Source organism: Halomonas sp. 25-S5, from assembly GCF_029889845.1.
Classification (GTDB): domain Bacteria; phylum Pseudomonadota; class Gammaproteobacteria; order Pseudomonadales; family Halomonadaceae; genus Halomonas.
This window is the reverse complement of the sequence record NZ_JARANV010000019.1, coordinates 38,519-52,501: the sequence shown is the minus strand read 5'-3', so window position 1 is coordinate 52,501 and position 13,983 is coordinate 38,519. Positions and strand designations below refer to the sequence as shown.

Here is a 13,983-nt window from a genome sequence, read left to right as displayed (position 1 = left end):
GACGCTTAGCGTCCGGCCAGGACACGTGCCCGATCAAGGGTCGAAAGCGAGACCGCGTTGCCAGAGAGGATCAGGGCCACGCGCTGGCCGCGCACGTCCAGGCCATGCTCGGCGATGGCCGCCAGCCCCACGGCGGCGGCGCCTTCCACCAGCCGTTTCTCGTCCTCGAGGATATCGACCATGGCCGCGGCGATGGCGCGCTCGGAGACCTGGAGATGGTCGTCCATCACCTCGCGCACCAGGCTGAGGGTGCAGCGGTTGTCGCGCCCGATGCCGCCGCCCAGGGAGTCGCCCAGACTCTCGACCTCCTCCACCGCCACGGGATGGCCGGCCTTCAGGCTCTCCCACATGGCCGCGCCACGGGACAGGCTCACCCCGGTGACCCGGCAGGCGGGGCGAATCGCCTTGACGGCCGCGCCGATACCGCCCAGCAGGCCGCCGCCGGAGAGCCCGATGATGACCCTGTCCAGGTCCGGGCACTCCTCCATCAGCTCCAGGCCGATGGTGCCCTGCCCCGCCGCGACGAGGGGATCGTCGAAGGGCGGGATCAGGGTCATGCCCCGCTCGTTCACCAGCCGCTCGACCTCCTCGAAGGCCGCGTCCTGACTGGCGCCGACACGCCTTGCCTCGGCACCCAGCGCCTCGATGGCGGCCACCTTGTTGGCCGGCACCAGCCGCGACAGGCAGATCACCGCCGGCACGCCCAGGCGCGCGGCGGCGTGCGCCACCGCCCGGCCGTGGTTGCCGGTGGAGGCCGTCACCACCCCAGCCGCCAGTGCCTCGCGGCCGCGGCCCTCGATCAAGGCGGCGAGCATGTTGACCGCGCCACGCAGCTTGAAGGCGCCGGTGGGCTGGCAGGTCTCGAGCTTGAGCCGGATCTCGGCATCGAAGCGCGCCGAGAGCGCCGCCGAACGCACCAGTGGCGTGCGCACCACCTCGCCGGCGATGCGCCGGCGCGCCTGATAGAGCGCCTCCAGGGAGACACCGTGATCGTGCATCCTCTCCTCCACGCCAACGGCGTCGCCGCGGGAAGGCCCGCGGCGACGCTCAGGGGTTACGGCCTCCCGAAGGGCCGAGTCGGGCAAACCGTCAGGCCACCGTGTCCGCCACTGCCTTGACGGCCCCCTCGCGGACCAGCTCGTCGAGCACCGCGTCCACGGCACGTCGAGCCCGGTCGACGATCTCGTCGACCTCCTCGCGGCTGGTGGTCAGCGGTGGCGCGAAGCCCAGGATGTCGCCCTGGGGCATGGCGCGGGCGATCAGGTTCTCCTGCATCGCCGCCGCGGCGATGCGCGGACCGACCTTGAGTGCCGGGTCGAAGGCCCCACGACGGCTCGGGTCGGCGGCGAACTCCAGGGCCGCCAGCATGCCCACGCCGCGCACGTTGCCAACGATGGGGTGATCACCGAAGGCGGCCTGCATCTGCTGCTGCAGGTAGGCGCCGGTCTCGGCGGCATTGCGGGTCAGCCCCTCGCGCTCGATGATCGCCAGGTTGGCCAGCCCCGCGGCACAGCCCAGGGCATGACCGGAGTAGGTCCAGCCGTGGCCGATCGGGCCGTACTCGCCGGTGCCCTGCTCCAGTACCTGCCACACGCGATCGCCGACGATCACGCCGGAAAGCGGCTGGTAGGCGCTGGTCAGCCCCTTGGCCACGGTGATCAGGTCGGGCTTGATGCCATAGAAGTGGCTGCCGAAGTCACTGCCGATGCGCCCGAAGCCACACACCACTTCGTCGGCGATCAGCAGCACGTCGTACCTGGCCAGCACCGCCTGGATCTCGGCCCAGTAGCCCTCCGGCGGCGGCACGATGCCGCCGGTGCCGAGCACCGGCTCGCCGATGAAGGCGGCCACGGTGTCCGGGCCCTCGGCGAGGATCATCTCCTCGAGCTTGGTCGCGCAGTGCTTCGAGAACTCCCGCTCGCTCATGCCCTCGAGCTCGGCGGCGCGCTGGTAGTAGAACGGCGCCTCGGTGTGGCGGATGGTGTCGATGGGCAGGTCGAAGTGGTCGTGGAACGCCTTGAGGCCGGTCAGCGAGCCCGAGGCGATGCCGGAGCCGTGGTAGCCACGCATCCGCGAGATCACCTTCTTCTTCTGCGGCAGGCCGCGCACGTTGTTGTAGTAGCGCACGATCTTCAGCTGGGTCTCGTTGGCATCACTGCCGGACATGCCGTAGTAGACCTTGGACATGCCGGGGCCGGCGAGCTCGAGGATCTTCTCGGAGAGGGCGATCTGCGGCTCGTTGGCGTGTCCCACATAGGTATGGTAGTAGGACATCTTCAGGGCCTGCTCGTAGATGGCCTCGGCCACCTCGGTGCGGCCATAGCCGATGTTGACGCAGTAGAGGCCGGCGAAGCCGTCGATGAACTCGCGGCCATCCTTGTCGACGATGTGGATACCCTGGCCGCCGGTGATCACGCGGCCCGGCGCGTCGCCGTGGGCGAAGTCGCGCAGGTGGGTGGAGGCGTGGAAGGTCACCTTGCGGTCGCGGTCGATCAGATCCTGGTGCTGCTGGTTCATCTCGTGTTCTCTCTTCTCTGGTGCTCCCCGGCATCCCGCCGGGGAGAAGGTTCAAATCAATTAAGCAAGACCACTAGTCTTGGGAGCTCTGCGAGCGAAGCTAGCTCCCGGATACGGAGCCGAGGGCACCCAGGCAGTAATACTTCGTCTCCAGGTACTCGTCGATACCGGTCACGCCCCCCTCGCGGCCGAGGCCGGAGTGCTTGACGCCGCCGAAGGGCACGGGCGGGCCGGTCATCTTCACCGAGTTCACCGAGACCATCCCGAACTCCAGGGCGCGAAGGACCTTCCAGATGCGGCGGATGTCGTGGGTATAGAGGTAGGCCGCCAGGCCGTACTCGGTGTCGTTGGCCATCTCGATGACCTGGTCATCGTCGGCGTAGGCGGTGATGCCGGCCACCGGGGCGAAGCTCTCCTCGTGCCAGATCTTCATGTCGTGGGTCACGCCCGTCAGCAGCACCGGCATGAAAAAGTTCTCGCCCGGGGCCTGGCTCTGATCGCCGGCCACCAGAGTGGCGCCCTTGGAGATGGCGTCGTCGACGATGGCCGCGGCCTTCTCCACCGCCTGGCGATGGATCAGCGGACCCAGGTCGACCTCGCTCTCCAGGCCGTTGCCCACGGTCAGCGCCGCCATGCGCTCGGCGAAGTGCTCGACGAACGCGTCGTGGATCGACTCGTGGACCAGGATGCGGTCTGCGGCGAGGCAGTCCTGACCGGCGGTCTGGAACTTGGCCGCCACCGCGGCGAAGGCCGCCTCCTTGGGATCCATGTCCGGCCCGACGATGAACGGCGCGTTGCCACCGAGTTCCAGCGAGACCCGCTTGACGGTGTTGGCGCACTGCTCCAGCAGCAGCCGGCCGACCCGGGTGGAGCCGGTGAAGGAGAGCGCCTTGACCCGGTCCTCGGCGCACAGAATCTTCGACACCTCGGCAGGCTCGCCCAGCACCACGTTGAACACCCCGGCGGGGATGCCGGCGCGCTCGGCGAGCTCCGCCAGCGCCAGCGCCGAGAACGGCGTCTCGCCGGCCGGCTTGACGATCACCGTGCAGCCGGCGGCCATGGCGGCGGCGGCCTTGCGAGTGATCATCGCCAGCGGGAAGTTCCAGGGGGTGATCAGCGCGGCGATGCCCACCGGCTCCTTGATGGTGCCCAGTGCCGCGTTGGGAATATGGCTGGGAATGGTCTCGCCGAAGGTGCGCTTGCCCTCCTCGGCGAACCAGCGCACGAAGCTGGCGCCGTACTCCACCTCGCCGCGGGCGTCGGGCAGCGGCTTGCCCTGCTCCAGGGTCATGAGGGTGGCGAGATCCTCGCGATGGGCTTGCAGCAGATCGTACCAGGCCAGCAGCCGCTCGCAGCGCTCGTCGGCGCGCAGCGCACGCCAGTGCACGAAGGCGGCCTCGGCGGCATCCACCGCCGCGGTGATCTGGTGGGCCTCCAGCCAGGGAATGTGCCCCAGTGCCTCGCCGGTGGCCGGGTCGAACACGGCCTCCTCGCGGCCGCCCTCGCCATGGGTCCACTTGCCATCGACGTAGGCGTACTGGCGAAACAGGCGCGGATCGCTGAGTTTGCTGGACAGAGTCATGCTGTACCTCCCCTGACGCACCGGCGTGTGTCAACGCCGGCGATGTTCCGGCGCGGCTCTGGGCGCCGAGAACAAGAAAAAAACGGGCGAGCCGCCTGTTCGGCAGGGCGGCTCGATGGGGTCAGGATAGGGGCTTTGGCGGGACGAGACTTTTCGTTACCGGCGACGGGCGGCACAGGATTTTTTGTCCTGTGCCGGAAACCTGCGGTTTTTTCTGTGGAGCGGCGACGGCCGGGCGCGAGGCGCCGTCAGCCCGCCGGCGGGTTGCGCAGGGCCTCCTCGGTGAAGACCAGCAGGCCGAGCTCCGGGCGGTAGCCGTGGATCTCGGTGACGTCCAGGGCCTGCAGGAAGTAGAGGATCTCCTCGCTGACCACCTGCCCCGGAACCAGCACCGGGAAACCCGGTGGGTAGGGGATCACGAAGCTCGCCGAGACCACGTCGCGGCCGGTGCGCATCTGGGCCTGGAGTTCGCCATTGTCGAAGCGCAGGTACTCGGTGTTCTCTTCGTCGTAGCTGAGGAAGTAGGCCTGGCGGATATCCCCCTCCGGGGTGTTGCCGTCGGAGTCGGGGCGGAAGGCCGCGTGGAAGCGACTGAAGTCCGGCAGCGGCGGCAGCTCCTTGGTCAGCGAGTGGACGCGGTTCTCGATGATCTTGCGCTCCGGCCGGCTGCTCTCCTCCCAGCGATACTCGAACTCCTTGGCCAGCTTGATCAGCACGTCGAGCAGGTAAGCGATGGAGCCCCGGGTGGTGCCGATGTTGGTCATGAACAGCACGGTGTTGCGCGAGGTCTTGTTGATCTGGATGCCGTACTTGTTCATCAGGTATTCGTTCTTGAAGGTATCGCCGTCGATGCCCGTGGCGCCGATGGCGATGGTGATGCGGCTGGGGTCGACGACGAACTCGTCATTGGCCCAGGCCTCCTCCATCTTGTTCCACCCGGTGACCGGGTCGTAGAAGGTCTCGACCCCCGACTGCCGGTACTCCAGTGGCACCATGTCCTTGTTGACCAGCACCCGGAAGTACTTCTGCAGCAGCGGGTGGGTGTAGAGCTGCTCGCGCAGTGACAGCGCCGCCTCCACCTGGGCGTGCACCAGCTCGAAGCCTTCCATCTCGGCCTGCATGCGCCCCACGTCCAGTGAGGCGATGATCTGGTAGTTGGGCGAGGTCGAGGTATGAGTCATGTACGCCTCGTGGAACGGCGCCTCGACCTTCTGGCGGTAGTCCTGGTCCCAGACGTGGATCATCGACCCCTGGCGCAAGGAGGTCAGGGTCTTGTGGGTGGAATGGGTGGCATAGGCCCGGATGCGCACCGCGTCGGGGTCGGGCAGCAGGGGCCGGTCAAGCCAGGTGGCGTCGTCGTCGGGATCGAGGGTATCGAACTCCGCCTTCCAGGCGTCGTACTCCGCACGATAGGCCTCGCTGCGGTAGCGGTCACGCAGGGTGCGGGCGGCATGCATGGCGGTGCGCGGCCGGTAGGTCGGGTTGAAGCTGGCGAAGGCGAACCACGCCTCGTCCCACAGGAAGACCAGGTCGGGCTTGATCGCCAGGCACTCCTCCATCACCCGGCGCACGTTGTAGACCACGCCGTCGAAGGTGCAGTTGGTCAGCAGCAGCATCTTGACCTTGTGCAGCTGGCCCGCGCGCTTGTACTCGAGCAGCGTCTTCTTGATCTCCTTGAGCGGCACCGCCCCGTACATGGAGTAGTCATCGAGCGGGTAGGAGTCCAGGTAGCTGACGTGGGCGCCGGCCAGCACCATGCCGTAGTGGTGCGACTTGTGGCAGTCGCGGTCGATCAGCACGATGTCGCGCGGCTTGATCAGCGCCTGGACGACGATCTTGTTGGCGGTGGAGGTGCCGTTGGTGACGAAGAAGCTCTGCCGCGCACCGAAGGCCCGGGCGGCATACTCCTGGGCCTTCTTGATCGGCCCGTAGGGCTGGAGCAGCGAATCCAGTCCGCCGGAGGTGGCCGAGGTCTCGGCGAGGAAGATGTTGATGCCGTAGAAGTCGATCATCTGCCCGGCCCAGTGGGAGCGGGTGATCGACTTGCCCCGCGAGATGGGCATGGCGTGGAAGACCCCGGTGGGCTTCTTGCTGTACTCGCGCAGGGCGTCGAAGAAGGGCGTGCGATAGCGGTTGTCGATGGCGCGCAGGATGGTGTGGTGCTGCTCGATGTAGTCCGTCTCGCGGTAGAAGATGCGATTGAAGTGACGGATGTCGCGGCTGGCCGTGGCCTCCACGTCGCCGCTGGTGACCAGGAACTGGTCGATCTCGGGGCGCAGCTCGTGGATCATGGTGCTCAACAGGATGCTGCGCTCGGCCTCGGACTGGTGCTCCAGGGACTGCTCGGAGATCCCCTCGAGGTAGCTGCGCAGGGCGCTGAGGTTGTACTTCGACTTGTAGGGGAACTCGTAGCGGATCAGGCAGGCCTGGATGTTGGGATTGACCAGCACCGCGATCAGCGCATCCTCGAAGCTGCGCACCGTGACCACGTCGTAGACGAAGCGGTCCTCGGGACGACGCATGTTGTGGAAGGCCTCGCGGACCACCTCCTCCTCCGGGGCCGAGAGGTTGTCGACAATCAGCAGCTCGAAGTAGGGCTGGGCCGAGCTGTTCGATGCCGGGTGCCCGCGGCGCAGCTGCGCCAGGGCATCGAGGGTCTCGAGGTCCTCGGCATCGGCATCGGTCTCGCTGAGGTCGACGTGGCGCCGCCGGTAGGACTCGCTGATCAGCGCCCGCACCAGGCGCTTGACCACCTTCTCCAGCAGCCCGTACTCCTCGCGGTCGAACAGCGACCAGAGGTGACGGAAGTCCTCCTTGGAGGGGAAGGCGTGGTAGTCCTCGATGATCTCGAGCCGCGTCAGCTTGACGTCGATCGCCTTGACCAGGTTCTTGGCCCGGCCCTCGTCGTCCAGGCGCACCAGCCGCCCAAGATCGCGCTTCAGCGCATTCCAGGTGTCGGCACGCAGCTGGGAGATCTTGTGGTAGAAGCCCAGGGCAGTATAGGGCGTCTCAGTAGGACTCGTCTCTGGCATGGCAACACCCATCCTTGCTCTTGTTGTCGAGGGGGATCGATCGCGCGGTAAGCCGGGTCAGCCGCTGTGCAGCGCGCGGGTGCCGTAGCGCACGGTAATCCGTTCCTCGGGAAAGTCGTCGAAACTCAGGTCCAGGTTCATGCCTGGCCAGTGGAACTGGGCACGCCCCGAGCGGGGGCGGTAGACCGCGGTATAGACGGTCCCCAGGCCACGCCGGTAGTCGTGGCGGAACAGTGGCGGGGCCGAGAAGGCCGCGATCAGCCGCTCCTCGGTGGTGGCCTCGTCGTCCACCAGGATCGACAGCTGGCGCTCGCGGATCAGGGTCTCCGAGGCCAGGGCATGGGCATACCACTCGATCTTCTTCTGGTGGTTGGTGGCCACCGGCACACGGCGGATGCTCGCACGACGGTCAGGGCCGATCATCGCCGTCACGTAGCGGCCGGCGGCGTCGGCCACGGTGATGTTGTAGGCCATGTGGGTGGGCACCCGGGCCAGCACCTCGGCCGCCTCGGGCACGCTGTCGCAAAACTCCAGCAGGTAGCGCAGGATGATCGGCGCGCCGAAGCCCTGGCCCACCGCCTTGCGTCCACCGAAGGCCAGCGATACGGCGAGCCCACGGTCATTCATGCCATCGAGCACGCCCCACAGGCAGTCGGACATGGCGATCACCCGCCGCTCGTTCCAGTGCGTGTAGAGGATCGTGCCCTCGCACAGCTCCGGCGGGTAGTCGTAGTTACGCGCCAGCACCGTGGAGGCGGGGCTGGCGAGCACCGCCTGGGAACAGCCGGTGATATAGGGCGGCGGCTGGTAGAGGCTCAGGAAGCGCGCGGCCAGGTCACCGCCGCCGGCCAGGTCGCAGAGCGCCCGATAGGTCGGCAGCAGCTCCGGCATGTGCCGGCGCAGGGCGTTGTAGCAGGCGAGATACCCCGGCCGTTCGCGCTCCCCCTCGCTGAGATACCACTGCTCGTAGGCCGGCCAGTGGTACTCGAACAGCGCCTGCCACCGAGCGCCGGCCGCCTCCTCGCGCACGGTGCGGAAATCGAGCATCTTGTCCATGTCGGCCGCAGGCACCTCCCGGGGCGAAGGGAAAACGGTCCCGGCACTCACAGGATCTTGAAGTTGCCGCCGCCGACGGCATGGCTGACGGCCACTTCCTCCACCACCGGGTCCTGCAGCGACTGGCCGGCATACTGGCCACGGATGCCGTCGATCCACGCCTTGGCGCGCTCGTTGAGCTGGAAGTCGTCGTCCATCAGCCGCCCGCGGGTGATCAGGATGCCGAGGTCCGCCCCCTCGTAGCGGAAGTCGCCCGCGCCGCTGATGCGCAGGAAGAAGCCCTCGCTGTCGTTCTCGGCGGCATGGGGATGGTAGCTGTAGTGGTCGTAGCTGACGCTGCCGTCGCCGGCCATCTTCCACACTCCGGTGCGCGGTGAGGCGGTGAGCAGGTCGACGCTCTCGTCGGTGTGCTTGATCACCAGCTGGCTCCAGCTGTCGACGCTCTCGGGGTGCGCCCAGCGCTCGTTGATGTCGTTGATGTCGAGGTCGAAGTCGACGTCCGAGAACTCCAGCAGGTGGAAGAGGAACAGCGGGATGTCGGAGTGGGCAAAGGCGGCCACGTTGGTCAGCGAGCTGGCCCCGGTGACCCGCGGGTTGAGCTCGCCCAGGTAGACCTCGCCGTTGTCCATGTCGATCAGGAAGTCGAGCTCGAAGTAGCCGCGGTAGCCCTCCTCGCGCAGCGCCTCACCGAACTTGAAGGTGTACTCCCGGGCCTTGTCGCGGATCTCCTGGGTGAAGGCGCCGGCAAACATCTCGTTGCCGCACCAGCCGCCCTTGTAGGGAGTCAGCGTCTTGAAACCCACCAGCTCGGTCATCAGCGGCCCCACCACGGTGCCGCAGCGGGTGGCACAGGCCTCGATGGCCGAGCCGCGGCAGTTGATCCGCTTCATGATCTTGACCTCGGGCTCGGCCTCGATCTCCTCGGCGTGCTTGTAGTAGTCGTCCTCGCTGGCGATGAAGAAGGTGGTGTGGCCGGAGTCGCCGAAGGCGGTCTGCACGACGAGGTCGCCGCCGAGGTCCTTGCTCACCTCGCACAGCTCCTGATAGCTGCCGACCTTGGCCAGCACGTTGGGCACGCTGGGCACGCCGGCCTTGTTGCCGATGCGCACGGTCTCGATCTTGTTGTCCATGCGATTTCTCAGCGCCGCGGGGGGGAATGCCACCCGCAGCCCGAGCTGCTTGCATATCTCTTCGGTGTGCTCATCGAACATCAAGAAGGCGGCCACGCCGGCGTTCTCGCCGTCTGCCCGCGACTGGATGAAGTCGATGACCTCCTTGTGCTCGAGGAGGTAGTTGTTGATGTCCTCGATGCTCTCGAAGTCGCGGGGAAACTTCTCCTTGGGTACGAAGACGTTGCGCTGCTGCCCCTCGAAGCAGTCGATGTAGTTGATATGGCGGAAGTTACCCACCCAGTCGCCGATCCCCAGCAGGTTGAAGTTGGTGGCCGAGATGAAATAGACCGGCTCCTTGTTGTTGAGGAAGTGGCGGCGGACATCGGCAATGGTTGTTATTTTGCTCATCTTGGTCGCTCCATCGGTCACGGGAGAGGCGCCGGGCGCCGGGTGCGCGGCAGGGGCCGCCGGGGAATTGCGGAACAGGCGGCGCAGCAAGCGAATCAGTGGCTCCAGCATGGGGGCTCCTCTTTTTTTCTTTCCTTACTTCTTCTACCTCTACACTGCACCGCCCGCAGGCGAGGGGTCAGTACTCCTCGATATCGGCCCGAACCGGCTTGGCCAGCGGGCCGAGAGTGTCGAGGAAGGGGCTCGAGCGCCCCTCGTTGCGGTACAACGAGAAGTCGACGGAGCGCTCGCGAAAGCTCTTCAGCGGCTGGCCGAGGCCGCGCAGGCCGGTCTCGCGCTCGCGACGCACGCGGTTCAGGTCGACCTCGATGGGCATGACCTCCTCGCCGGTGCCGGCCTGGTGGATGACATCCCCGGAGGGGCCGACCACGATGGAACGGCCGTTGCCGATGGCGCCGGCGCCGTTGATATCGAAGAAGTAGCACTGGTTAACCGCGGCATTGGTGCGGGCAATGGACAGCTCGATATCGCGGTCGATGGTGTCGGTCATGGTCGGGTGCAGGATCACCTCGGCGCCCATGGCGGCCAGGGTGCGGGTGGTCTCGGGGAACCACATGTCGTAGCAGATCGAGACCCCGAAGCGGGCCACGTTGGGCACGTCGAAGGTGACGAACTCGCTGCCGCTCTCCACCCCGGCCTCATAGGGCCGGAAGGGGAACATCTTGCGGTAGCGGGCCACCACCTGGCCGTGGGGGTTGATCACCGAGAGGGTGTTGAAGATGCCGTCGTCGGTCTGCTCGAACATCGAGCCGGGGATCAGCCAGATGCGATGTTGCTCGGCGATCTGGCAGAACAGGGCCTCGGTGCTGCAGGGCATCGGCTGGGCGTGGTGCGGCGAGGCCCCCATGGGCATCAGCTCGCTGAACAGGACCATCTGCACCTGGGGGAAACGGCTCATCAGCACGTCGATCCGGTGGCGCATGGCCTCGGTGTTGTCACCATGGTGCAGGGCATGCATCTGCACCCCGGCAATCGTGAAATAGGACATCTTGGTCTCTCTGCGTCAGGCGATCTCGGAAACTTCCAGGGCGCTGTCAACTATCAATCACACATGACCGGCACCATCGGGAGCATGCCGGTGGGATCGCCCGGCCGGGTGAGCCTCGGCCCACCCACCTATTACCAGCTTATGCCACAAGGGCCGAGGTGACATCAACGCTGAAATTTCGCTGAATCGAAAAGCGAAGCAAATCGGAAAGGGATCAGGCCAGGTCATCGGGCGAGAAGCCCGGGGCGGGGCGTTTCACCGTCTTGGTGACGATATAGGTGAAGTAGCGCTCGATGCCGGCCTCCCCGGTCAGCCAGGCATCCATCAGCCGCTGGTAGGCGTCGATGGAGTCGGTCTCGAACTTGATCAGGTAATCGACGCCACCGCCCACGGCCACGCACTCGGTGACCTCGGGGGTGGCGTGGACCAGCGCCTCGAAGCGGGCGAAACTCTCGGCATTGTGGGCCTTGAGCTCGACCTGCACCCATACCGGCGTGCGCTTGACCAGCGCCGCGGCATTGATGCGGGCACTGTAGCCTTCGATGATGCCGGCCTTCTCGAGCCGGCGAACCCGCTCCCAGCAGGGGCTGACCGAGAGGTTGATCGCCTCGGACAGCTTCGACTTGGTGATGCGTCCGTCCCGGGAGAGGATCTCGAGGATCTTCAGGTCATAGCGGTCGAGTTTCATCGGTATCCCGGCACTCTCAGCCCAGCGAGTCGACGACATCGGCGATCACCGCGATGGTGTCGCCCATGTTAACCAGCGCCGGATGGCGCCGTGCCGCCAGCACGCCGCTGCGACGGGCGCGGTACTCTACCGGGGCGGTACCGCTGCGGGTCATGTCATAGACCCGGGCCACCACCTCGCTCTCCTCGACTCGCTCGCCCAGGGCGAAGCAGAGCTCCAGCACGCCGCTGTGCTCGCTCTGCACATAGCAGCTGGCATCGGGCATGTCGAGGTAGACCTGGGGGGCGTCGGGCATCTCCACCTCGCCGGCCATCAGGCCGTAGTGGATCAGGACGTTGCGCACGCCGCGTTCGGTGATCGCCATGCTCTCCGGCGTGGAGCTGCCGCCGCCGCCGAGCTCGGTGGCCACGAAGACCTTGCCCTGGCTCTCCACCGCGGTGTCGAACAGCGCCGCGGCGTCGAGCTCGAACATCATCATGGCGTAGGGGGCACCGAAGGCCTTGGCGCCCTCTAGCGCCTGGCGCTGCTGTTCGGCATCTTCCAGTACGTGGGAGGCGCCGAAGGGGATGATGTCCAGGGTACGCCCACCGGAGTGCAGGTCGAGGACCACGTCGCACATCGGCACCATCACCCGGGTGAAGTAGTCGGCGATCTTCTCGGTCACGCTGCCGTCGGGGTCGCCGGGGAAGCTGCGGTTGAGGTTGCCGCCGTCGAGGCCCGAGGTGCGCTTGCCGGCCATCACCGCCGGCTGGTTCATGCAGGGCACGATGATCACCCGGCCGGTGACCTCCTCGGCCTTGAGTGAGCTCGACAGCTTGAGCAGCGAGGTGATGCCCTCGTACTCGTCGCCGTGGTTGCCGCCGGTCAGCAGCGCCGTGGGGCCCTCACCGTTCTTCACCACGGTGACGGGGATCATCACCGCCCCCCAGGCCGACTCGTCCACGGAGATCGGCAGCTTGAGGAAGCCGTGCTGGACGCCATCGGCGTCGAAGTCGACGGTGGCGCTGATGGGGCTGGGACGCTTGGTCATGGTGTACAACTCCTTGTTCTCGTGTGGCATGGGCATCATGGCGTCCATGCCACTCGGGGCTGATCTGCGGGCAGATTCTTAATTCCCTCTTCGATCTGCCCCCAGCTCCCCTCGTTGTTCATTGCAGCAATCTTGGATTCTGTTTATTCAGCGCACGAAGAGCTGGCGCGGGAAGTCGGCCAGGGTCTCGCAGCCGGTCTCGGTGATCAGGATGCTCTCGGTGATCTCCAGGCCCCAGTCGTCCTCCCACAGGCCGGGCATGAAGTGGAAGGTCATGCCGGGCTGCAGGATGGTCTCGTCCGAGGGGCGCAGGCTCATGGTGCGCTCGCCCCAGTCGGGTGGATAGCTGATGCCGATGGGATAGCCGCAGCGCGCGCCGCCGCGGTCGAAGCCGTACTTGTCCATGGCCGCGCCCAGCGCCATGGCGATGTCCGCGGTGCGGTTGCCAGGCTTGGCCACCGCCAGGCCATTCTCGATGCCCTCGAGCAGCGCCGACTCGGCGCGCACGAACTCCTGGGGCGGCCTGCCGAGGAAGACCGTGCGCGACATCGGCGCGTGGTAGCGCTTGAAGACCCCGGCAATCTCGAAGAAGGTGCCCTCGCCTTCGCGGAACGGCGTGTCGTCCCAGGTCAGGTGCGGGGCGGCGGCGTCACTGCCGGTGGGCAGCATGGGCACGATGGCGGGATAGTCGCCACCGTAGATCTTGCCCTGGGCGTCCCGCCAGCCCTCGATGCCGACGCGGTAGATCTCCGAGACCAGCTTACTCTTGGGCAGGCCCGGTTCGATCACCTCGAGGATCCGCGTGTGCATCCCCTCGACGATCTTCGCCGCCACGCGCATGTACTCGATCTCCTGGGGCGACTTAACCGCGCGACACCAGTTGACCAGGGCGTTGGCATCCATGAAGCGCGCATGGGGCAGCTCGCGCAGCAGGCACTGGTAGGCCTTGGCCGTGAAGTAGTAGTTGTCCATCTCCATGCCCACCACGCCCTCGTGCCAGCCGCGGTCGGGCAGGATGGTCTGGGCGAGGTAGTCCATGGGATGCATGTCCGGATTCTGCACGTAGTAATCCGGGTAGTAGGTGATGTTCTCCGGATCGATCCAGCAGGTGCGCAGGGCCCCATTGGCGTCCATCCGTCGGCCGTACCACACCGGCTCACCCGCCAAGCCCACGAGCACGCACTGGTGCACGTAGAAGGACCAGCCGTCGTAGCCGGTCAACCAGGCCATGTTCGAGGGGTCGCTGACGATCAGCACGTCGATACCCCGGCTGGCCATCTCGGCACGCACCTTCCACAGGCGGGTCGCATATTCCTCACGAGTGAAGGGCAGGGAAACCTGGATCATGAAGCCACTCGTCATCGCATCATCAAGAAAATCGGCCCTCTCTTCTGCGAGAAGGCCGGGCCGGGGGGCCGCATCATCATCGCGGCGTCGGGCCGCCTCATGGGCGCCGCGGGCATTCCGGACAGCCAGTCGGTTCCCTCGGGTGGAGGTTACTGCCAACCCA

General features: G+C 66.6%; 10 protein-coding genes. All 10 read right to left on the bottom strand.

Going from position 1 to position 13,983, the window contains the following annotated elements:
* Positions 1–5: 5 nt before the first annotated feature.
* On the bottom strand, positions 6–998 hold the full coding sequence (gene eutB / locus OP498_RS13525; protein ID WP_280553874.1) for a hydroxyectoine utilization dehydratase EutB: 993 nt from the start codon (positions 996–998) through the stop codon (positions 6–8).
* Positions 999–1,089: 91 nt separating this feature from the next.
* Entirely contained in the window at positions 1,090–2,517 is a 1,428-nt protein-coding gene (locus tag OP498_RS13520; RefSeq protein WP_280553873.1) for an aspartate aminotransferase family protein, read from the bottom strand.
* A gap of 100 nt (positions 2,518–2,617) precedes the next feature.
* Complete coding sequence (locus tag OP498_RS13515; protein ID WP_280553871.1) at positions 2,618–4,099, bottom strand: NAD-dependent succinate-semialdehyde dehydrogenase; 1,482 nt, start codon at positions 4,097–4,099, stop codon at positions 2,618–2,620.
* Between the two features lie 248 nt (positions 4,100–4,347).
* Positions 4,348–7,131 (bottom strand): beta-eliminating lyase-related protein, encoded by a 2,784-nt coding sequence (locus OP498_RS13510; protein WP_280553869.1) that lies wholly within the window; start codon positions 7,129–7,131, stop codon positions 4,348–4,350.
* Positions 7,132–7,188: 57 nt separating this feature from the next.
* On the bottom strand, positions 7,189–8,187 hold the full coding sequence (locus OP498_RS13505) for a C45 family peptidase (protein WP_280547934.1): 999 nt from the start codon (positions 8,185–8,187) through the stop codon (positions 7,189–7,191).
* Positions 8,188–8,234: 47 nt separating this feature from the next.
* Positions 8,235–9,818 (bottom strand): biotin carboxylase, encoded by a 1,584-nt coding sequence (locus OP498_RS13500; RefSeq protein ID WP_280547935.1) that lies wholly within the window; start codon positions 9,816–9,818, stop codon positions 8,235–8,237.
* A gap of 67 nt (positions 9,819–9,885) precedes the next feature.
* Complete coding sequence (locus OP498_RS13495) at positions 9,886–10,755, bottom strand: carbon-nitrogen hydrolase family protein (RefSeq protein ID WP_280553868.1); 870 nt, start codon at positions 10,753–10,755, stop codon at positions 9,886–9,888.
* A gap of 214 nt (positions 10,756–10,969) precedes the next feature.
* Positions 10,970–11,443, bottom strand: a complete 474-nt coding sequence (locus OP498_RS13490) for an Lrp/AsnC family transcriptional regulator (protein ID WP_280547937.1) — start codon at positions 11,441–11,443, stop codon at positions 10,970–10,972.
* Between the two features lie 16 nt (positions 11,444–11,459).
* Positions 11,460–12,473, bottom strand: coding sequence for a N(2)-acetyl-L-2,4-diaminobutanoate deacetylase DoeB (gene doeB / locus OP498_RS13485; protein WP_280553866.1), 1,014 nt, complete (start codon positions 12,471–12,473; stop codon positions 11,460–11,462).
* A gap of 147 nt (positions 12,474–12,620) precedes the next feature.
* On the bottom strand, positions 12,621–13,820 hold the full coding sequence (gene doeA / locus OP498_RS13480; RefSeq protein WP_280553864.1) for an ectoine hydrolase DoeA: 1,200 nt from the start codon (positions 13,818–13,820) through the stop codon (positions 12,621–12,623).
* Positions 13,821–13,983 lie beyond the last annotated feature (163 nt).